Raw genomic sequence first — 20,912 nt, forward strand, 5'->3', positions numbered from 1 at the left:
CGTTGATATTATTATTAAACCAAGCTGCACATGTGGGTTAAGCTATCGAGATTTATTCTTCAGAACCGTATCGCAATCATCGTATTTTTCGTTTTAGGAACAATTTTCATGGCTTATCAGGCCAAGAATGTAAAACTCTCTTACACCGGGAGTAAAATCCTGCCGGTTACCGATAGTGCTTTTGTGAAGTATAACGCTTTTAAGAAAACGTTTGGAGAAGACGGAAGCGTGATGGTGGTAGGGATACAATCGCCTGATATTTTTAAAAAAGAAGTGTACAACCAATGGGTTCAGCTTTCTAATGATATTCAAAAGCTAAAAGGCATTAAACAGGTTTTATCATCTGGAAGAATCTTTCAACTTGAAAAAGACACTGTAAACCAAAAATTTGTTTTAAAACCATTACCTGGTGGTCTGGTTAAAACCGATGCTGAAATGGATTCGATCAGGAATACCATTTATAGTAATCCGTTTTTTGAAGGATTGGTTTACAACCGTCAGAATGCCACATTAATGGCCATTACTTTCGATACCAAAATATTAAATACTGCCGAACGCAATCCCATTTTAAAGGAAATTGAAGCTAAAGCAAAAGCTTTTCAGGCATCTACCAAAATTCAGGTGCATATTTCAGGCCTGCCTTATATCCGTACAGCAGTAAGTAAACTGGTGAGTAACGAATTTGTATTGTTTCTGGGCCTTTCAATCCTGGTTTCGGCATTAATCCTATTGTTTTTCTTCAAGAAATTTTATGCCGTATTCTTCCCGATTTTGGTAGTAGTAATGGGTGTAATCTGGAGTATTGGTACTTTAGTATTGTTCGGCTTCGAACTGACTATTTTAACAGGATTGATTCCACCATTGATCGTAATTATCGGTATCCCTAACAGTATTTTGTTGTTAAATAAATATCAGAATGAGCTCAGAAAGCATGGCGATAAACAAAAAGCTTTAAGCATAACCATCGAGCGGATCGCCATCACCACATTGATTGCTAACATTACTGCAGCGATCGGATTTGGGGTGTTATACTTTACCGGAAGTGAGTTATTGATGCAATTTGGAAGTGTAGCCTCTATTAACGTAATGGTTACCTGGTTAATGTGTTTGTGTTTAATTCCAATTATTTTCAGCTATTTACCAGCGCCAAAACTCAAAGCGCAAAACCATGTTGAGGAAGGCTTTTTGCATAAACTATTAGTTAAAACCGATACACTTGTTCAAAGTAAAAGCGGATTAATTTATATCGGAACGCTTATCATCTCCATCATTGCCTTTATTGGGGTGATGAAAATAAACGTAAACGGCTATGTGGTTGATGACCTTCCTAAAAACTCTGAAATTTTAACTGATTTAAAGTTCTTTGAGAAAAACTTTGAAGGTATTTTACCTTTAGAAGTAAGTGTAGATACCAAGAAAAAAAACGGCGTTTTCAACCTAACCAATCTGAAAAGAATGGAAAAACTGGAGAAGATGATTTCTGCCTATCCTGAGTTTTCGCGTTCTATTTCGGTGAACATGGGGCTAAAATATGCTACTCAGGCATTCTACAATAATGACTCTACCTTTTTCCGTTTACCAGACAATTTAGAAAAGAACTTTATCCTGGCCTATATTGCCAATGGCGGTAAAGGAAATGCAAGTTTGTTAACCAACTTTATCAGTAAAGGAAATCAAAGTACAAGGATCAGTTTTCAAATGGCTGATGTTGGCTCTAAACGTTTGGACGCCATTATGGCCGAGTTAAAACCGCGTATCGATAGTATTTTGCCTCCATCTAAATTTGATGTAGAGCTGACGGGATCCAGCATTATCTTTTCTAAGGGGACAGACTATATGCTAAGGCACCTGGTAGAAAGTATTGCGCTTGCCATCGTATTGATTTCTCTTTTAAGGCTGGCACAGTTTAAGAGCTTGGGCATAATGTTCATTTCCTTGCTTCCGAACATTGTTCCTTTAATTATTACCGCAGGAATTATGGGTTATTTTGGAATTTCCTTAAAACCTTCGACCATATTAATTTTCACCATTGCCTTTGGTCTGGCATCCGATCAGACCATTTATTTCTTAACGCGTTATCAGCAGGAATTAAACCTGACCAATTTTAGCGTGCCAAAGGTAATTACGGATACCATTACTGAAACAGGTGTAAGTATGACGCATATTGCTTTAATCTTATTCTTTGGTTTTGGAATATTCACCGCCTCTACTTTTGGAGGAACGGTAGTACTGGGCTTGCTCCTATCCATCACCTTATTGGTGGCCTTAATTTTCAATTTAACTTTATTGCCTGCACTGGTATTATGGCTGGATAAAAAGAAGGTAAGAAAACTGGTATCTGATGAAGAATCGGCGAAGAATGCAGGCGAGTTTGACCATTAAACGTCGATTTTAATCCTATTCGGTTTTTAAAACCTTATAGTTCTGTTAGTTATTTCCTGCAGCACTTTGAAAAGGAATATCTTTATTTCTTACACATACCCAGGTTACCTAAACCTGATGGCAGCGATCCCGATTTTTCATCGGGACAAGCGTACAGCAGGACTAATACTAAAATGAAATACAGGCATTGCTTTCCAAAAACCTTTTTTAAAACCATATAAGACATATGAGAACATCTAAGCTCAAAGACACCTAGCTAGAGATGTGAAGAAAGCTCCCCAACTTCTTACATACCCAGGTTACCTAAACCTAATGGAAGCGATCCCGATTTTTCATCGCGACAAGCGTACAGCAGGACGAATACTAAAAATGATTACAGGCATTGCTTTCCAAAACCTCTCCCTATGCAAGTTAGTAGTTAGACGCAGAAACTATGCATCCCTCTCCCCAAGGAGAGGGACCGAACAGACAGATGATAAAGCAAAAAGCGTAGATAGGGTGAGGTTTATTCTGTTGCAGGCTTTTGATCCTCTTCATCTACCGGAACCTCAACTGTTGGGTCAGTAATGATTTCGGCATTGCCATCTTTATCTTTTTTGGCGAATAAAATTGGATATAACAACCACAACGCACCAATGATGATAAATACACCGGCCAGCATTTGGAGATAGATGCTTCCCTTTACTTCGTAAGCATCTAAAATTTTGTAAGCAATAAAAGAAAGTACGCCAGCGATGAGTAGGAAAACGGCTTTCTGCAATTTTAACAGCTTGATCATGGGGTCTTTCTTTTTAGTGTTACAATATGGATTAAAACAAAAATTAGCCCAATTAGTTCGAGCAAGCCACAGAAATAAAAAGCATAAAGTACAAAATCCCGGTCTGAAGGACTTATTACCGCAACAATTGGCAGGGCTATTACGGCAACAATCATCAGTGTAAGCCCGATATTAAATAATTTCACGTTAAAAGTATTTACACCAAAACTACCAAAATTCAGTCAATTCTGTTAACTTTGCAACCTTTAATTTTTTGAGGTACTTGATTGATGTATAGCGAATTTAAACAATTGGAACTTGCCAAAATAGGGCAAGAAATACTGGATTTTTGGAAAAAGGAAAATATCTTTGAAAAAAGTATTTCTTCCCGTCCGAAATCTAATCCGTTTACTTTTTACGAAGGCCCACCGTCTGCCAATGGCATGCCGGGAATCCACCACGTAATGGCACGTGCAATTAAAGATATTTTTTGCCGCTATAAAACAATTAAGGGTTACCAGGTGAAAAGAAAAGCCGGTTGGGATACACATGGCCTGCCTGTTGAACTTGGAACCGAAAAAGAATTAGGAATTACTAAAGAAGATATTGGTAAAACTATTTCTATTGAAGATTATAACGAGGCTTGTAAAAAAACAGTAATGCGTTACACTGATGTGTGGAACGAATTGACTGAAAAAATGGGCTACTGGGTAGATATGGATGATCCATACATTACCTATAAGTCGAAATACATGGAGTCGGTATGGTGGCTTTTAAAGCAGATTTACGATAAGGGACTAATCTATAAAGGTTATACCATCCAACCCTATTCTCCAAAAGCCGGTACAGGATTGAGTTCGCATGAGGTAAATCAGCCTGGTGCTTACCGGGATGTTACTGACACCACAATTGTTGCGCAGTTTAAAGCAATAGCTGATACGTTACCAAGCTTCTTACAGGGATTTGATGATATTTATTTATTGGCATGGACAACCACCCCATGGACTTTACCATCAAACACTGCTTTAACAGTTGGGCCAAAAATTGACTATGTTTTAGTCAAAACGTTTAACCAGTATACATTCTTGCCAACAAACGTAATTCTGGCAAAAAACCTGGTTGGAAAGCAGTTTAGTAAAATTTTCTTCGAAAGCAATGAAGATGAGGATTTTACAAATTTTAAAGCTGGCGATAAAAAAATTCCATTCCAAATACTTGCAGAATGCAAAGGAACTGAATTGATTGGCATTAGATACGAACAACTTTTAACTTACGCATTACCATATCAAAACCCTGAAAATGCTTTTAGGGTAATTTCTGGCGATTTTGTAACTACAGAAGATGGTACCGGTATTGTGCATACCGCCCCTACTTTTGGTGCAGATGATGCTAAAGTAGCTAAAGAAGCTACTCCTGAAGTACCGCCAATGCTGGTATTAGATGAAAATGATACCCCCGTTCCATTAGTAGATTTACAGGGTAAATTTACCAAACATGTTGGCCCTTTTGCAGGCAAATATGTAAAGAACGAATATTACAATGCTGGCGAAGCACCTGAAAAATCGGTTGATGTAGAAATCGCCATTTTATTAAAAGAAGAAAATAAAGCTTTTAAAGTAGAAAAATATGTCCACAGTTACCCACACAGCTGGAGAACTGATGAACCACTTTTATATTACCCCTTAGATTCATGGTTTATTAAAGTTACGGATGTTAAAGACAGAATGTTCGACCTTAATGAAACCATTAACTGGAAACCTAAATCGACAGGCGAAGGTCGTTTTGGAAACTGGCTTAAAAACGCTAATGACTGGAACTTATCACGTTCGAGATACTGGGGAATTCCTTTGCCAATCTGGAGAACTGAAGATAAAAAAGAGGAAATTTTAATTGGCTCTGTCGAGGAACTTTATAACGCCATTGAAAAATCTATAACAGCTGGTTTCCAGAAAGAAAATCCTTTTAAGGGATTCGAAATCGGAAACATGTCTGAAGAGAACTATGATTTGATCGACTTACATAAAAATGTAGTAGATAAGATTGTTTTAGTATCTCCATCAGGTAAACCAATGACCCGCGAAAGTGATTTAATTGATGTTTGGTTCGACTCTGGTGCTATGCCATATGCGCAGTGGCACTACCCTTTTGAAAACAAAGAAACCATTGATGGAAATGAAGATTTCCCAGCAGATTTTATTGCCGAAGGTGTGGATCAAACCCGTGGCTGGTTTTATACCTTGCATGCCATCTCTACATTGGTTTTCGATAAAGTAGCGTACAAGAACGTAGTTTCGAATGGACTGGTACTAGACAAAAACGGGCAAAAAATGTCTAAACGTTTGGGCAATGCAGCCGATCCGTTCCAAACCATTAATGAATACGGTGCTGACGCAACGCGTTGGTACATGATTTCGAATGCAAATCCCTGGGATAACCTGAAATTTGACATTGATGGAATTGCTGAAGTGCGCCGTAAATTCTTCGGAACACTTTACAATACCTATGCTTTCTTCGCCTTGTATGCCAATATCGATAAATTCGAGATCGATAAAAATAATTTAAGCAAAGTGGAAGACAGAACGGAATTAGACCGTTGGATTCTTTCGTTATTGCAAACCTTAATCAACGAAGTTGATGAAAGTTACAACACTTACGAGCCAACGAAAGCTACCCGCTCTATTCAGGCTTTTGTTGATGAACATTTGAGTAACTGGTACATCAGGTTAAGTCGCCGCCGTTTCTGGAAAGGCGAAATGACGGATGATAAACGTGCGGCTTACGAAACATTATATACCTGTTTAGAAACCTTAGCACAGCTGATGAGCCCTGTTGCGCCTTTCTTCGCTGATTGGTTATACAGAAACTTAACTGTTACAGATGCACATGCGGAACAATCTGTCCACTTAACTTTATGGAAAGAGGCTGATCAAAGTTTAATCGATACCGATTTGAACGAGCGTATGGTTTACGCACAGGATATTTCATCAATGGTTTTATCGTTGCGTAAAAAATCGGGCATTAATGTACGTCAACCACTTGAAAAAATCTTAATCCCATCTTTAAGTGGCGATTTCGAACAAAAAATATCAAAGGTTGCAGATTACATCCTTTCCGAAACGAATGTAAAACATATCGAGTTCATTACTGATACACATGGTATCGTGAAGAAAAAGCTTAAACCGAACTTCAAATCGTTAGGTAAAAAAGTTGGAAAAGACATGAGCCTCGTTAAACAGGCTTTAGAAAATTCAAATCAGGATGACATCCAGCGTTTAGAAAGTGATGGTTTCATCATCGTAGTTGGAAGCAACGGAGAAGAATTTACCATCAACATAAATGATGATGTAGAAGTTTTTGCCGAAGATATTCCGGGATGGCAGGTAACCAACCTGGGCAGTTTAACTGTGGCTTTGGATGTGACCATCTCAGAAGAACTGAAACAAGAAGGTATTTCCCGCGAGCTGGTTAATCGTATCCAGAATTTGCGCAAAGAATTAAACTTCGAAGTAACCGATAGGATTAAAGTTTCATTACAAAATGATAACTTGGTGGCCAGCGCAGTTGCAAAAAACAAGGATTACATTTGCGCAGAAATATTGGCCGATGAATTTGAATTAACAGATACTGTAAATAATGCAAACAAAATCGTTATTGATGATGTTGAGTTAAGCATTTCAGTAACTAAAATATAAATCCATATATTAGAAAACTAAATTAAAAACATGGAAAACAGCAACAAAACACGCTACTCAGACAGTGAATTACAGGAATTTAAAGAATTAATTCAAGATAAATTACGCATGGCGAAAGAGGAACTTAACTCTTTAACCACTTCTTTAAGTAATCCAAATGCCAACGGAACCGAAGATACTTCTGGTGCATACAAAACATTGGAAGATGGTTCGGCAACAATGGAAAAAGAGCAGATCAATCAGTTGGCTGCCCGTCAGAAAAAATTTATCGATAACCTGGAGAACGCATTGGTGCGTATCGAGAACAAAACTTATGGTATTTGCCGCGAAACGGGTAAATTAATCCAAAAAGAGCGTTTACGTGCAGTTCCTCATGCTACTTTAAGCATGGAAGCTAAATTAAAGCAGAGTTAATGAAAGGCTATACAAAACCTTTAATTGTTATCTTTTTGGTTTTACTGGCCGACCAACTGGTAAAAACCTGGGTTAAAACACACATGTACCTTGGGCAGGAGTTCCATATTATTGGTAAATGGTTTATTATCCATTTTACCGAAAATAATGGGATGGCCTTTGGAATGGAGTTTGGTGGCGAATTTGGCAAATTAGCCTTATCGCTTTTCCGTATTGCCGCTGTTGCAGGAATTGGTTATGGCTTACATTATCTAATTAAGCATAAATATCATCGTGGTTTAATCCTAAATGTGGCACTGATTTTTTCTGGCGCATTAGGAAACATTATCGATTCTGTATTTTACGGAAAGATTTATGGCTACGAAAGCTGGTTTCATGGCCGTGTGGTAGATATGTTCTATTTCCCGATTGCCGAAGGGCACTTCCCTGGCTGGTTACCGATTTGGGGAGGAGAAGAATTTGTTTTCTTCAGACCTGTTTTTAACCTCGCAGACGCAGCCATTTCAGTTGGCGTGATACTTATCCTAATCTTCCAGAAAAACTACTTTAAAGAAGATGTAAAAGATGAGTTAAGCATCAACAGTGAAATTGTAGAAGATTAAATAAGCGAAACATCATGCCGAACTAGTTTCAGCATCTTAAGAGTTTGAAATATACAAAGCCCATTTCTTAATTGAGATGGGCTTTTTTATCAATAAATTCTATTGGTTGGGTCACACCGACCAAAAAGACAATACTAGATTTTTTTTGGAAAGCAGGTACAGCAGCATCTATTTAAGTTCGTCCCCGCTATCCTTACTGCCAATAAGGCCTGTGCTTTAACAGTGTTTCATCAAAAAAATCAGGATAATACCAGAACGCATTGGCATTCATCCTATCGGGTTTAGTAACTTTACGTAGTGCAAGAAAGAAAAATCAAGGCACCAGATCGTCATCCTGAATTTATTTCAGGATCTTTCACCTGATTCAAATAGGTATTCCCTGTTCTTATATCTACAATGTGAATTAAAAAGAATAATGATCAACTTCCTCAATATATCTTATTTACAGTCCGGTAATGAAAGGCAACAGAAGGCTTATCAGGCATTAACAAGTAATCGGGTTTTAGAAAAGCTTAGCTTTTACCACCCCATCCTGGTGGGTACTATACCAATCAATATTGACATCGAAAACAGCGACCTGGATGTGATCTGCGAAGTTTCGGATAAAGGAGAATTCATTGCTCAGCTAAATCTCTTGTTTGGCAATAAAAAAAACTTCACTATTCATGAAAGCACTAAATTTGAAGCCGTTAAAGCAAATTTCACTATTGATGATTTTGAAATAGAAGTATTCGGGCAAAACATCCCCACTACGCAGCAAAATGCTTACCGCCACATGTTAATTGAACATAAATTACTTTTGGAAAAAGGAGAAGCATTCAGACAGGAAGTTATCTCCTTAAAAAAACAAGGTTATAAAACGGAGCCTGCATTTGCAAAACTGCTAGGGATTGAGGGAGATGCTTACGAAGATTTGCTAAAATTAGAGTCTTAGCGAGACGCTAAGACCAGATCTTGAAGTTGGCCTCACTGTCATTCTGAACGCAGTGAAGAATCTTAATCAAAGAAATGCAGAAGTGTACCCACTCAATAAAGATCCTTCATTTCATTCAGGATGACAACCATTTACACTATTTCCCTATACTTTATTCTGACTACTATTATTTCATCATTTTTTAAAATATATTTGGAATACAAAAACCAGATATCATGAAACTCTACTGCGCCCTTTTATTGCTCATTACATTGAGCACCTCAGCATTTGCTCAAAAAAGCCTGTTTAACGGCAAAAATCTAAATGGCTGGCATGTAGATGTTCCTGCCATGGATAAAAAACCCGATACGATTAATCCGTTTATTGTGCGCAATGGTATGCTGGTAAGTTTAGGAACGCCAGGCGGACATTTAATAACCGATAAAATTTACAAAAATTATCAGTTGACTGTACAATACCGCTTTGCAGGCAAACCCGGCAACTGTGGCGTTTTGGTGCATGCCTCGACTCCAAGAGCATTGTATGGCATGTTTCCAAAATCACTTGAAGTTCAGATGCAACATAAAGATGCAGGCGATTTCTGGTGTATTGAAGAAGATATTACCGTGCCTGATATGGTTGCCAGACGCGGCCCGAAAGAAAGCTGGGGCATAAATGGAAATAAACTCCGCCGCATTAAAAACTTAACCGATGACAGTGAAAAACCACTTGGCGAATGGAATACCATGGTTATTCAGTGTTTAAATAACGAAGTTAAAGTTTGGGTAAACGATACTTTGGTAAATTATGGCACAAACTGTACTGCAAGTAGCGGTCAGATTGCCCTACAGGCAGAAGGTAGTGAAGTAGAATTTAAACAACTGGATTTAAAACCAATTAAAGCACTCTCTAAATAAGAAAAGTGCTTTAATCCTGATTGTTAATCGGGATTTGTAATCACGTTTTTTGAGCTAAGGATTTTAATCCTTAAAAAATGGATTCATTAAAATAACTGTTAAAGTATATTGCAAAACAACAGGTCCGGATTACAAATCCGGACCAACACCTTATCAATCCTTAAAACACAAACAGATCAGATAGCCAACAAAATAAGCAAGCAAATCGTAAACAGAAAAGTAAGTCCCCAAAACAATACTCCAGAACTTATTGTTCTGCAAGCCCAACCAATTTACATAATGAAGTGCCTGTAAAAATTCGATAATAAAAGAGAAAATCAATACCCCTAAAGCAAGTTTCCTATTATTGGTAATTAAGAATATTCTGAAGAATGCATAAATTAATACGACCACTAAAACATCACCACCAAAAGGCCTGATAAATGCATCGTGAAGATATTTAGCGATTAAAATTTCGGTTAAGAATATCGCTAAAAAAATGAAGAGGAATTTTAAGCTGAACGTTAATTTCATTTTTCGGGTATAAAAAAAGAAGTCAAGTTTTTCCAGCACATTGGCCATTAAAACTTGACTTCTTTATAAATATATAAAGTCCCGATTTATCGGGATTTAGGGTTTAGATACCTAACAATAATCTAGCAGGGTCTTCCAATAATTGTTTTACCCGAACCAGGAAACCAACCGACTCACGTCCGTCAATAATTCTGTGATCGTAAGATAAAGCAACGTACATCATCGGACGGATGACCACCTCACCTTTTTCAGCTACCGGACGCTCAACGATGTTGTGCATACCTAAAATAGCCGATTGTGGCGCATTGATAATCGGAGTCGACATCATTGAACCAAATACACCACCATTAGTAATCGTGAATGTTCCACCAGTCATTTCTTCGATGGTTAATTTGCTATCACGCGCTTTTAAAGCCAATTCTAAAACAGATTTTTCAATCTGCGCTAAAGTCATGCTTTCTGCATTACGGATCACAGGAACCACTAAACCTTTCGGCGCAGAAACAGCGATAGAAATATCGGCGAAATCATTATAAACCAATTCTTCACCTTCAATACGACCATTCACCGCAGGAAAATCTTTTAATGCTTCGGTAACGGCTTTAGTGAAAAAGCTCATAAAACCTAAACCAACACCAAATTTCTCTTTAAACTGATCTTTATATTTTCCGCGTAAATCCATAATTGGCTTCATGTTAACCTCGTTGAAAGTGGTTAACATTGCGGTTTCATTTTTAACGGCAACTAAACGTTTTGCAACGGTTCTACGTAGTGGAGACATTTTCTCACGACGCTCGCCACGGCTACCTGCAGGAGCAGCAGCTACAACCGGAGCACTCGCTTTAGGCGCTTCTGGTTTTTTACCCGCCTCAGCTTTAACCGCATCATCTTTAGTAATACGGCCATCTACACCAGTACCTTTCACAGCGCCAGCATCAATGCCTTTTTCTGCAAGAATTTTACCAGCAGCAGGTGATGGAGTTCCCGTTGCGTAAGAGTCTTTAGTCACAAGTCCTGAGTCTTGAGTCCTTGGAGACTCAGCTACTGCAACTGGAGCTTGTGCATCAGACTTAGGACTTTCGACTTCTGACTTAGGACTAGCAGCTGCACCACCATCTTCAATTTTACAAACTACTGCACCAATGGCTAAAGTATCGCCTTCGGCTGCTATGGTTTTTAAAGTTCCAGCTTGTTCTGCAGTTAATTCGAATGTTGCTTTATCCGATTCTAATTCAGCAATAACTTCATCCATTTCAACAACATCGCCATCGTTTTTTATCCAACGTGATAAAACAACTTCGGTTATCGATTCACCAACAGGTGGAACTTTTATCTCTAAACTCATATTTTTAAAATTGTAATTTTTGTTGTTATTATGTTTTAAGATTGAAAGTTTAAAATTGTAGATTACTTTAATCCTCTACCTTAAACCCTCGAACTTTCTACTTCTAATCCGCTTCTGCCATTTTTTTACTGGCCTTTTTGGTCGCTTCCTTTACTTCTTCTTGTTTAACAGGAAGTTCTAAAGCTTTTGCCAAAATATAAGCCTGTTGGTTAGCATGTTGTTTTGCAAAACCTGTAGCCGTACTGCTGCTCTCTCTTCTCGAAATTACATCAATACCTTTTAATGCGGTTTTGTATAACCTGCGGAACAAATATGGCCATGCACCCATGTTCTCTGGCTCTTCCTGTACCCAGAAAACTTCCTTAGCATTTTTATATTTCTTCTGGATGGCTTCCATCTGATCAACCGGAGTTGGATACAACTGCTCTACACGAACCAGGGCTACATGTTTGATTTTATCAGCCTGCTGTTTCTCCAGCAATTCGTAGTAAATTTTACCGCTACAGAAAACAATACGTGTTACATCTGCAACTTTAACATTTACATCGTCAATTACCTCTTTAAAACCACCTTCAGTAAATTCCTCTAATTTAGAAACACAAGCAGGGTGGCGCAATAAACTTTTTGGCGTAAATACAACCAATGGTTTACGGAAGTCGCGTTTAAACTGACGGCGTAATACGTGGAAGAAGTTTGCCGGAGTAGTACAATTGGTTACCTGCATGTTGTAATCGGCGCAAAGCTCCATAAAACGCTCAATACGTGCTGATGAATGCTCTGGTCCCTGGCCTTCATAACCATGAGGCAGTAACATAACCAAACCGTTTTCGCGTTGCCATTTCGTTTCGGCACTTGCAATATACTGATCGACAACAATTTGTGCTCCATTAAAGAAATCACCAAATTGAGCTTCCCAGATAGTTAATGCATTTGGATTCGCCATGGCATAACCATATTCAAAACCTAAAACGCCGTATTCAGATAAGTGTGAATTGTAAATATCGAATGAGGCCTGTTGATCTGAAATATTGGCTAATGGTACATATTCTTCCTCGCTGTCTTCAAGTGTTAATACCGCATGACGGTGAGAGAAAGTACCACGCTCCACATCCTGACCGCTTAAACGCACACGTTTACCTTCTGATAACAAAGTACCATAAGCCAGCTGCTCGCCCATTGCCCAGTCGAAAACATTGGTCTCGTTAACCATTTTACCACGTTCAGCAAATAACTTTTCGATTTTTTTGAAGAACTTTTTATTTGATGGCAAAGCAGTAATGCGTTTACCAATTTCTAACAAAGTAGATTTTTTAACCGCAGTAACTGGTGAGGATTCGAAATCTTTCGGAGTTGCCATACGCAAATCTGCCCATGCACCACCAAATTTAACTTCGGTACTACCTGCAACAAACTCTTTAGCTTCGTTTAAACGTTCCTGCAAAATACTACGGAAGTCTTTTTCCATTTCTTTTGCCAAACCAGCTTCCAACTTACCTTCTTTAGTTAACTGATCGATATAAATTTCCCTTGGATTAGGGTGTTTTTCGATTGTTTTGTATAATAATGGCTGCGTGAATTTAGGTTCATCAGACTCATTGTGACCGAAACGACGGTAACAAAGAATGTCAATAAAAACATCATTTTTATATTTCTGACGGTATTCCATTGCCAGGTTAATTGCATAAACCAAAGCCTCAGGATCATCACCATTTACGTGGAAAACCGGAGATAAAGTTACTTTAGCAATATCGGTACAATAGGTACTGGTACGGGCATCTTTATAATTGGTGGTAAAACCAATCTGGTTATTAATTACCAGGTGAATAGTTCCACCGGTTTTATAACCTTCAAGACCTGCCATCTGAATCACTTCATAAACAATACCCTGTCCGGCAACTGATGCATCACCGTGAATCAAAATTGGTGCTAAGCGACTGTTATCGCCACCATATTTGAAATCGATTTTCGAGCGGCTCATGCCTTCTACCACACCATCAACCGTTTCTAAGTGTGATGGGTTAGGACATAAACTTAAGTGAACGCTTTTACCAGAAACCGTAGTAACATCTGTAGAATAACCTAAGTGGTATTTTACATCACCACCAAATGGGGTATCGGGATTGTAGCTTTTACCTTCAAACTCAGCAAAAATATCTTTGTATGTTTTTTGCATGATATTGGCCAACACGTTCAAGCGACCGCGGTGAGCCATGCCAATCACAAATTCTTCAATTCCCAGTTCAGCACCTTTTTCAATTACTGAATCCAAAGCGGGAATTAAAGCTTCCGCACCTTCCAGTGAAAAACGTTTTTGACCCAAAAATTTTGTACCTAAGAAATTTTCGAAACTTACCGCTTCGTTTAATTTCCGGAGAATACGTTTTTTCTCATCGATTGAGAAATTAGGCGTATTACGTGCACTTTCCATTTTTTGCTGAATCCAGTTCAACACTTCCGGCGTACGTAAAAATTTATATTCTGCACCGATAGAGTGTGCGTATGTTTGTTTTAAAAAGGCTACAATATCTTTCAATTTTGCGGCACCGATACCAATCTCCACACCAGAGTTAAAAACGGTTTCTAAATCAGCATCAGATAATCCAAAATTTGCCAGATCTAATGTTGGCAAATGTTTACGTCTTTCGCGAACCGGATTGGTGTGCGTAAATAAGTGCCCGCGGCTACGATAACCATCAATCAGGTTTAAAACATTAACTTCTTTTAGAAATTGTTCAGGCGTTTCTGCCGTTACTGCAGGAGCCTCAGATCCTCTTCCAAAATCAAAACCTTCGAAAAATTTCTGCCAGCCAAATTCAACAGACCCGGGATCTTGTTGATATGATTGATATAAAGACTCTATATATTCGGCGTTTGCGCCATTAAGATAAGATAATTTATCCATTATTAACTGTTTACTATAAGCATTACAAAATTAGAATTTTACCTTATATAAATGGCAAAAATCTCGATTAAAATGAGAATTACTGAATGTGAAAATTATTGAATGACCGAATGATAAAAATAGCACTTGTATTAACCGATAAAATTTCAATTCTATCATTCAACACTCCATCATTCAATCCTAACAACTATGATGCCCAAGTTAAGGAGTAATTGCCTTTTGGATCGAGGTTTTTGATATTTTTATCAAGATCGAAAACACTTTTTGATTTCTGATCGTTACCTACACCGGCTACATTAGCCCAGTTTCCCCAATTACTTGCAGGATTATAATCAATCAATTTTTCTTCAAAATACGCTGCACCAAAAACCCAGCTTACTTCTAAATTATTGATCAGATATAAGGCAGCGGTTTGTCTGGCAATATTTGAGATGAAACCGGTCTGATTTAGTTCCGTCATCACCGCATCTACTACAGCAAAACCCGTTTGCGCATTCTTCCACTTGCTAAAGTTATCCTGCTCATTCGCAATATCAATCAAGCCCTGGCTGCCAAAACCATCCGGACTAAAAAACGTATTGCCGTATTTTTTGAACATGAAACGGAAATAATCTCTCCAAAGCAAGCCTAATAGGATATGATTGAACATGGCTTTAGTGTTGGGCACACCTTCCATCTTTTTAATTTCCCAATATACTTTTCGTGGCGATAAACTACCCATGGCTAACCAGGCTGATAATTTCGAAGCCAGGATTAAGTTTTTAGTAGTTGCGGCTTGTTGCATGGCCACAATCACCTTTTGAAGATGAGCCAAACCTTCTGCCTCGCCACCCACAAATTCAAAATCGGAACGTTGATCCTTTTGTTGAGGTGTAAGATCAAGGTCTGCTAAAGAGGATAATGTACCCCAATCAATCACTTCGGCTACATTAATCCGATCAGGTGCTGCAAAACAAGGTTTAATAATAGAATCGCGCTCAATTTTTTTCTTAAACTGATTAAAGGCATCAGGAATATCCTTGATCGGAAATGGTAAATCTTCCTTGTTATATAAGGTATGACCAATAAAATGTTTAAGGTTGACGCGCAATTTCCAAAGTGCATTTTCTACCAAAGTTGAAACATGCGTTTCTTCGCGTGCTACTTCACGGTGATGGTAAACTTCGGTAATCTCATATTCCTGAACAAGCTGAGGAATAATATCTTCAGGATTGCCTTCGGCAATTAGCAAGTTACCACCAATCTGTTTTAAAGCATTGCGTAATCCTAAAACACTTTCTAAAATAAACTGTGCTCTAATGTTACCTGTTTTTAAGGTCCCGTATTTTGTTTCGCCAAAAGAACGGCGATCAAGAATGTAAACAGGCAAAATTGAATCAGATTTAGCAATTGCCTCGACCAGCATTTCGTTATCATGCAAGCGAAGATCATTTCTAAACCAGACTAAAATTTTTTTGGACATCTTTTATCGAAAAGGGTGTAAGAACGCTTTACAAATTTATCTTATTTTTCTTCTTCATCAAACCCCTGAATAATTCTTTACAAATAGGAAACAAAAAAACTATTTTATGGAAAATGAGGTGTAAACACATCTTTCAATCAAATATTGATCTCAACACACCTTAATAAAAAACTATGAAACGAATACTCATCAGCCTGTTATTCCCAATAAGCGTATTTGCGCAGCAACAGATAAAAAGTAAAGCTATACTGGAAAGTGTAACGGTTTACAACAACGGCGCACAACTTTTACATAAAGGAAAAGTAAATCTTCCAGCCGGAACATCAGAAATTGTAGTTAACAATATTTCCGGGCGGGTAAATGAAAATTCGATACAGGTTAGTGTTTCGCCGGGAGTTACCATTCTATCCGTTCAATTCAATAAAGATTTCCTGAATACCGATGCTGCCAATCCCGAAATAAAAAAACTTAGCGATAGCGTTAAAATCGTAAGCAACGAATTAACCAAAACAAAAAATGCAAAAGCCATTGAAGAGCAAACTTTGCTTTTACTCGACGAGAACAGAAAATCGGGTGGCACAGCAAATGGAACAAATGTGGCCGAACTGATTAAATTAGCTGAATATTACCGTACAAAAAATGCAGAAGTTAGGAATGCTATCTCAGCACTCACGCTCATAGAGGATAAACAAAACCAAAAACTAAACGCATTGCAACAGCAAATTTCAGAATTAAGGAACAATCCTAACCAGCAACTTGGGCAATTGGTTCTTCAATTAATGGCAAATGAAAATATAGATGCCAGCTATCATGTTTCGTATGTTACGCCAAATGCAAATTGGCTGGCCAGTTATGATATAAAAGCGGTGGATACCTCAAATCCATTAAGCATAGTGTACAAGGCTGCTATTACACAGAGCACGGGTCTCGATTGGAAAAAAGTTAAACTTTCTTTATCTACCGGTAACCCAAATTATAACATTACTGCACCCAATTTAATTCCTTGGTTTGTATCTAGCTATCAACAACAACTACGGATTAGGGGAATGGCGTTACCAATTGCCGAAAAAAGTGAACTAAGTGAAGTTGTAGTTACGGGCTATGGTGCTGAAAAAAAGAAAAATCTTACTGGTTCAGTTTCTACGGTGAACGATTATACTACTGTTAATGAGACTCAGTTGGGCGTAACGTTTGATATTGACATCCCCTATGATGTGAACAGCGACAACAAACCTCATACCGTTGCATTTAAAGAATACGAAGTGCCTGCCAAATACAAATATTATGCTGCTCCAAAACTTAGTAGCGATGCTTATTTACTGGCTGATGTAACCGACTGGGAAAAACTAAATCTCCAGGCCGGGAATGCGAATATTATTTTTGAAGGCACGTATACCGGAAAATCATATATCAACCCAGCGAACATTTTAGATACACTGAGTTTAAGCATGGGAAAAGATAAAAAGATTATAATCACAAAAGAGAAACAACAGGATTTTAGCAGCACAAGATTTATTGGTTCGAATAAAAAACAGATTTTCACTTATCTGATCAAGATTAGAAACACTAAAAAAGAAACGATAGACCTATCACTTAAGGATCAGTATCCGCTCTCAACAGAAAGTGATATTGAAACCGAATTGTTAGAGAATAGCGGCGCAGAAGTAAACAAAGAAAACGGAATGCTCTCCTGGCAGTTAAAAATTGCCCCTAACGAGACCAAAACGATCAAATTAAGCTATTCGGTTAAAGCTCCTAAAAATAAAATCATTGCGGGACTGTAGTCTTTAGTCTTTAGTCTTTAGTCTTTAGTCTTTAAAAAAAACCCTTTTGTATCTTTAGTGTTTTAAAAAGATGGCTAAGAAAATTCTGATTACCGGGGCTACGGGACTTGTGGGTACTGAACTGAAAAAGCACTTGCTTAGCAAGGGTTATGAGGTGAATACACTTTCCCGAAAGAAAGATAACGATGCGAATAATTTTGTGTGGGATGTTTATAAAGGGACTATTGATGCTGATTGTTTAAATGGAGTAGAAGCCATTATCCATTTAGCAGGAGAACCGGTTGCGGATAAAAAATGGACCGATGAACGCAAAAAACAGATCATTGATAGCCGCGTAAAATCGACAGATTTACTCTTTAAAACCATTAAATCAAAACCTGATCATCAGCTAAAATCTTTCATTTCTGCTTCGGCAGTTGGTTTTTATGGCGATTGTGGCGATGAAATTTTAACAGAAGAAAGTCCAAACGGTTATGGATTTTTAGCTGAATGCTGTAAACTTTGGGAAGATGCCGTAGACCAGGGCAAAAAATTAAGCCTCAGGATTGTAAAACTCCGCGCCGGAATTGTTTTAAGTAATCACGGCGGCGCTTTACCACAACTCGACAAACCTGTTAAGTTATTTGCAGGAGCGGCTTTGAGCACTGGCAAACAATGGACGCCATGGCTACACATTAATGATATGGTAGAAATGTACATTGGAGCCATCGAAAACCTAAAAATGGAAGGCTGCTACAATGCCTGCGCTCCTTTTCCGGTCACCAATAAAGCATTAACCAAAGCTATTGCCAAACAGCTTCATCGTCCGGTCTGGCCGATCAAGGTACCCAAAAAAGCATTGGAATTATTACTGGGAGAACGTGTTGAAGCCGTTTTAATGAGTAATAATACTTCAGCACAAAAGATTTTAGACGCAGGATTCAAATTTAAATTCACACATTTGGAGGACGCTTTGAAAGATTTGTACCCCTAGCCCCTAAAGGGGAATAGTACATCTTTCAAGAACAAAAAACTCAGTAACACAAATCTAATTATGCAAAATAATATAAGCGATGGAAAGCCCCCTTTAGGGGGTTTGGGGGTCTTTTGGTTCCGCCGCGATTTACGTTTAGCAGATAATGCCGCTTTATATCATGCCCTAAAAGGTGATTACCCAGTTTTGCCACTTTTCATTTTTGACAAGAATATATTGGATAAACTGCATAAAGATGATGCCCGTGTCACTTTTATTTATCAGACCATTGAGGATTTAAAAAAAGAACTTCAGCAGCAGGGGTCCGATTTACTGGTAAAATATGGTGAGCCTGAAAAGATATGGCCCGAAGTTTTAAAGGAGTACAACATTAAGGAGGTGTACACCAATCAAGATTATGAACCTTATGCCCGCGAACGTGATGATAACATGGCTGAGTTTTTAACCAGCGAAAAAATAGCCTTCAAAACGTTTAAGGATCAGGTAATTTTTGAAAAAAACGAAATCTTAAAAGCAGATAAAACACCTTATACCGTTTTCACCCCTTTCTACAAACAATGGCATGCCAAACTGAATGATTTTTATGTAAAGGCCTATCCCACTAAAAAATACTTCAAAAATTTATTACAAACCAAACATCTGCCTCTTCCAACTTTAACCGAAATGGGATTTGAGAAGAGTAATTTGGATTTTCCTAAAATCAGTCATAAAAGTAAACTTGATAATTACGCAACAGAACGCGATTTCCCCGCGCTTGATGGCACTACACATATCGGCCTGCATTTACGTTTTGGGACATTAAGCATTCGGGAAGCAGTTAAAGATGCATTGGAAGCAAAATCAAATGTCTGGCTTTCTGAATTGGCATGGCGGGAATTTTATATGACCATCCTTTGGCATTTCCCCTACTCGGCTTTCGATTCGTTTAAAAAACAATACGATAAAATTAAATGGCGCAACGACGAAACCGAATTTAGAGCCTGGTGCGAAGGCAACACTGGTTATCCTATTGTAGATGCCGGGATGAGGCAGCTTAACCAAACCGGCTGGATGCACAACCGCGTACGCATGATTGTGGGCAGTTTTTTAACCAAACATTTACTTATCGATTGGCGCTGGGGAGAAACCTATTTTGCTGAAAAACTATTGGATTATGAAATGGCCAGTAATGTTGGCGGCTGGCAATGGGCCGCAGGATCAGGGAATGATGCGGCACCTTATTTCAGGGTTTTTAATCCTGAACTCCAGACTAAAAAATTCGATCCCAAATTTGAATATATTAAAAAGTGGGTACCAGAATTTGGGACAAAAAAGTATGCCCAACCAATAGTTGAGCATACTTTTGCAAGGGAAAGGGTTTTAAAAGTTTTTAAAGAGGCTTTATCTAATTTGTAACACTTACTATTTCTATGTCAAAATCTAAAGGCGCTCCATTAGTCAAATCAGAAGGTAAAATCAAACGAAGCTTTCCACCAGCAGTTACTTTTCCAGGCAATATTAACTGCCAACCTTTAAACAAATTACTTAAAACATCAGTTATTTGACCAGCCTGCGGTACTACAACACCGTCTAAAGTTCTCAATGTATAATTTGCAACTATTGTAGAGTTTAAATTAATAGCATCAGTTCCTGTACCAGGTGTAGTAATAGAGTAACGTGCCCTTGACGGATCCTTAATCATAGTTAAGTTATTATTGGCTATTAATTTATTAATCTCCAATTCGTCAATTTCATGTCTTTTCGATTCGCTATACATTACTAAGTCAACAAGAATATTTTCGTTTGAACCGATATTTAAAGCGCTCAATCCATTTTTACCAAAAGCTAAGTGTGATGGCATAATTAAAGTAGCTTGACCACCTCGGTTTAATTTCGTTAGTACTTCTCTTACTGGAGCAAAAACATAATTTACAGTATTGCTGTTAATAGCGAATTGATCTGTATATCCTAAATAGGTACCCAGAATCATTAAATCTGATATCTGCTTTAATACTTGTCCCGATAAAGTTTTGAAGGTATAAGTATAATAAACAGAATCTTGATTTGCAACGGCACTACCTGTACCCTGTGTTGTAATTTTATAATAGTATCCTTTTGTTGCATCCTTAGTGAAGCTTAGATTATTCTGCTTCAAATATGTTTGAATAGCTGTATCATCTACGCTTTCTATCGTCTCATATTCCTTTTTGCACGAGCTGAAAACTACAGTAGCCAGTAAAAGTGTAAATAGGCCTAGTTTAGTAAATTTGTTCATTT

Annotated in this window: 16 protein-coding genes; 9 read left to right on the plus strand and 7 right to left on the minus strand. The window is 38.0% G+C overall.

Features of this window, described 5'->3' with window-relative positions; translation table 11 throughout:
• The first annotated feature begins 30 nt into the window (after positions 1-30).
• A complete protein-coding gene (locus KYH19_RS16715) occupies positions 31-2,382 on the plus strand; it encodes an RND family transporter (RefSeq protein WP_255562452.1) in 2,352 nt (783 codons plus the stop codon).
• Positions 2,383-2,887: 505 nt separating this feature from the next.
• On the opposite strand, the gene KYH19_RS16720 is transcribed toward KYH19_RS16715, so the two are convergent.
• Together KYH19_RS16720 and KYH19_RS16725 are read right to left on the minus strand one after the other, a co-directional pair.
• On the minus strand, positions 2,888-3,160 hold the full coding sequence (locus KYH19_RS16720; RefSeq protein ID WP_207908448.1) for an isoleucyl-tRNA synthetase: 273 nt from the start codon (positions 3,158-3,160) through the stop codon (positions 2,888-2,890).
• The gene (locus KYH19_RS16725; RefSeq protein WP_219075920.1) at positions 3,157-3,345 is read right to left on the minus strand and encodes a hypothetical protein; all 189 of its coding nucleotides are present in this window, start codon (positions 3,343-3,345) and stop codon (positions 3,157-3,159) included. Before KYH19_RS16725 ends, KYH19_RS16720 begins: the two co-directional genes overlap by 4 nt.
• A gap of 84 nt (positions 3,346-3,429) precedes the next feature.
• On the opposite strand from KYH19_RS16725, the gene ileS reads away from it, so the two are divergent.
• From ileS to KYH19_RS16750, 5 genes are all read left to right on the plus strand, one after another.
• On the plus strand, positions 3,430-6,831 hold the full coding sequence (gene ileS / locus KYH19_RS16730; RefSeq protein ID WP_219075921.1) for an isoleucine--tRNA ligase: 3,402 nt from the start codon (positions 3,430-3,432) through the stop codon (positions 6,829-6,831).
• Between the two features lie 30 nt (positions 6,832-6,861).
• The gene (locus KYH19_RS16735; RefSeq protein WP_025144123.1) at positions 6,862-7,245 is read left to right on the plus strand and encodes a TraR/DksA C4-type zinc finger protein; all 384 of its coding nucleotides are present in this window, start codon (positions 6,862-6,864) and stop codon (positions 7,243-7,245) included.
• Positions 7,245-7,847 carry a lipoprotein signal peptidase gene (locus tag KYH19_RS16740; RefSeq protein WP_219075922.1) on the plus strand — a complete coding sequence of 201 codons (603 nt, stop codon included), beginning with the start codon at positions 7,245-7,247 and terminating at the stop codon, positions 7,845-7,847. Before KYH19_RS16735 ends, KYH19_RS16740 begins: the two co-directional genes overlap by 1 nt.
• A 415-nt stretch (positions 7,848-8,262) precedes the next feature.
• Positions 8,263-8,781: a DUF4269 domain-containing protein gene (locus KYH19_RS16745; protein ID WP_219075923.1), complete on the plus strand. Its 519-nt coding sequence runs from the start codon at positions 8,263-8,265 to the stop codon at positions 8,779-8,781.
• 215 nt (positions 8,782-8,996) lie between these two features.
• Positions 8,997-9,677, plus strand: a complete 681-nt coding sequence (locus KYH19_RS16750; protein WP_219075924.1) for a DUF1080 domain-containing protein — start codon at positions 8,997-8,999, stop codon at positions 9,675-9,677.
• Between the two features lie 153 nt (positions 9,678-9,830).
• Here KYH19_RS16750 and KYH19_RS16755 read toward each other — a convergent pair whose 3' ends face one another.
• From KYH19_RS16755 to KYH19_RS16770, 4 genes are all read right to left on the minus strand, one after another.
• Entirely contained in the window at positions 9,831-10,190 is a 360-nt protein-coding gene (locus KYH19_RS16755) for a DUF2809 domain-containing protein (protein WP_132403135.1), read from the minus strand.
• Positions 10,191-10,293: 103 nt separating this feature from the next.
• A complete protein-coding gene (gene odhB / locus KYH19_RS16760; protein WP_219075925.1) occupies positions 10,294-11,535 on the minus strand; it encodes a 2-oxoglutarate dehydrogenase complex dihydrolipoyllysine-residue succinyltransferase in 1,242 nt (413 codons plus the stop codon).
• A 103-nt stretch (positions 11,536-11,638) separates the two neighbouring features.
• Positions 11,639-14,437 (minus strand): 2-oxoglutarate dehydrogenase E1 component, encoded by a 2,799-nt coding sequence (locus KYH19_RS16765; RefSeq protein ID WP_219075926.1) that lies wholly within the window; start codon positions 14,435-14,437, stop codon positions 11,639-11,641.
• A gap of 187 nt (positions 14,438-14,624) precedes the next feature.
• A complete protein-coding gene (locus KYH19_RS16770) occupies positions 14,625-15,899 on the minus strand; it encodes a DASH family cryptochrome (RefSeq protein WP_219075927.1) in 1,275 nt (424 codons plus the stop codon).
• Between the two features lie 173 nt (positions 15,900-16,072).
• On the opposite strand from KYH19_RS16770, the gene KYH19_RS16775 reads away from it, so the two are divergent.
• From KYH19_RS16775 to KYH19_RS16785, 3 genes are all read left to right on the plus strand, one after another.
• Positions 16,073-17,683: a DUF4139 domain-containing protein gene (locus KYH19_RS16775; RefSeq protein ID WP_219075928.1), complete on the plus strand. Its 1,611-nt coding sequence runs from the start codon at positions 16,073-16,075 to the stop codon at positions 17,681-17,683.
• Positions 17,684-17,753: 70 nt separating this feature from the next.
• Positions 17,754-18,656: a TIGR01777 family oxidoreductase gene (locus tag KYH19_RS16780; RefSeq protein ID WP_219075929.1), complete on the plus strand. Its 903-nt coding sequence runs from the start codon at positions 17,754-17,756 to the stop codon at positions 18,654-18,656.
• A gap of 60 nt (positions 18,657-18,716) precedes the next feature.
• Complete coding sequence (locus KYH19_RS16785) at positions 18,717-20,051, plus strand: deoxyribodipyrimidine photo-lyase (protein WP_219075930.1); 1,335 nt, start codon at positions 18,717-18,719, stop codon at positions 20,049-20,051.
• On the opposite strand, the gene KYH19_RS16790 is transcribed toward KYH19_RS16785, so the two are convergent.
• Complete coding sequence (locus tag KYH19_RS16790; RefSeq protein WP_219075931.1) at positions 20,041-20,910, minus strand: FKBP-type peptidyl-prolyl cis-trans isomerase; 870 nt, start codon at positions 20,908-20,910, stop codon at positions 20,041-20,043. The genes KYH19_RS16785 and KYH19_RS16790 overlap by 11 nt on opposite strands.
• Positions 20,911-20,912 lie beyond the last annotated feature (2 nt).

This window comes from Pedobacter sp. D749 (assembly GCF_019317285.1).
In the GTDB taxonomy this organism is placed as follows: Bacteria; Bacteroidota; Bacteroidia; order Sphingobacteriales; family Sphingobacteriaceae; genus Pedobacter.

What these genes read in the sequence shown, in the direction of transcription:
- KYH19_RS16750 (WP_219075924.1), top strand. Translation starts at nt 8,997, where the DNA reads ATGAAACTCTACTGCGCCCTTTTATTGCTCATTACATTGAGCACCTCA.
- KYH19_RS16720 (WP_207908448.1), bottom strand. Translation starts at nt 3,160, where the DNA reads ATGATCAAGCTGTTAAAATTGCAGAAAGCCGTTTTCCTACTCATCGCT.
- KYH19_RS16745 (WP_219075923.1), top strand. Translation starts at nt 8,263, where the DNA reads ATGATCAACTTCCTCAATATATCTTATTTACAGTCCGGTAATGAAAGG.
- KYH19_RS16775 (WP_219075928.1), top strand. Translation starts at nt 16,073, where the DNA reads ATGAAACGAATACTCATCAGCCTGTTATTCCCAATAAGCGTATTTGCG.
- KYH19_RS16740 (WP_219075922.1), top strand. Translation starts at nt 7,245, where the DNA reads ATGAAAGGCTATACAAAACCTTTAATTGTTATCTTTTTGGTTTTACTG.
- odhB (WP_219075925.1), bottom strand. Translation starts at nt 11,535, where the DNA reads ATGAGTTTAGAGATAAAAGTTCCACCTGTTGGTGAATCGATAACCGAA.
- KYH19_RS16790 (WP_219075931.1), bottom strand. Translation starts at nt 20,910, where the DNA reads ATGAACAAATTTACTAAACTAGGCCTATTTACACTTTTACTGGCTACT.
- KYH19_RS16780 (WP_219075929.1), top strand. Translation starts at nt 17,754, where the DNA reads ATGGCTAAGAAAATTCTGATTACCGGGGCTACGGGACTTGTGGGTACT.
- ileS (WP_219075921.1), top strand. Translation starts at nt 3,430, where the DNA reads ATGTATAGCGAATTTAAACAATTGGAACTTGCCAAAATAGGGCAAGAA.
- KYH19_RS16755 (WP_132403135.1), bottom strand. Translation starts at nt 10,190, where the DNA reads ATGAAATTAACGTTCAGCTTAAAATTCCTCTTCATTTTTTTAGCGATA.
- KYH19_RS16785 (WP_219075930.1), top strand. Translation starts at nt 18,717, where the DNA reads ATGCAAAATAATATAAGCGATGGAAAGCCCCCTTTAGGGGGTTTGGGG.
- KYH19_RS16715 (WP_255562452.1), top strand. Translation starts at nt 31, where the DNA reads ATGTGGGTTAAGCTATCGAGATTTATTCTTCAGAACCGTATCGCAATC.
- KYH19_RS16770 (WP_219075927.1), bottom strand. Translation starts at nt 15,899, where the DNA reads ATGTCCAAAAAAATTTTAGTCTGGTTTAGAAATGATCTTCGCTTGCAT.
- KYH19_RS16735 (WP_025144123.1), top strand. Translation starts at nt 6,862, where the DNA reads ATGGAAAACAGCAACAAAACACGCTACTCAGACAGTGAATTACAGGAA.
- KYH19_RS16765 (WP_219075926.1), bottom strand. Translation starts at nt 14,437, where the DNA reads ATGGATAAATTATCTTATCTTAATGGCGCAAACGCCGAATATATAGAG.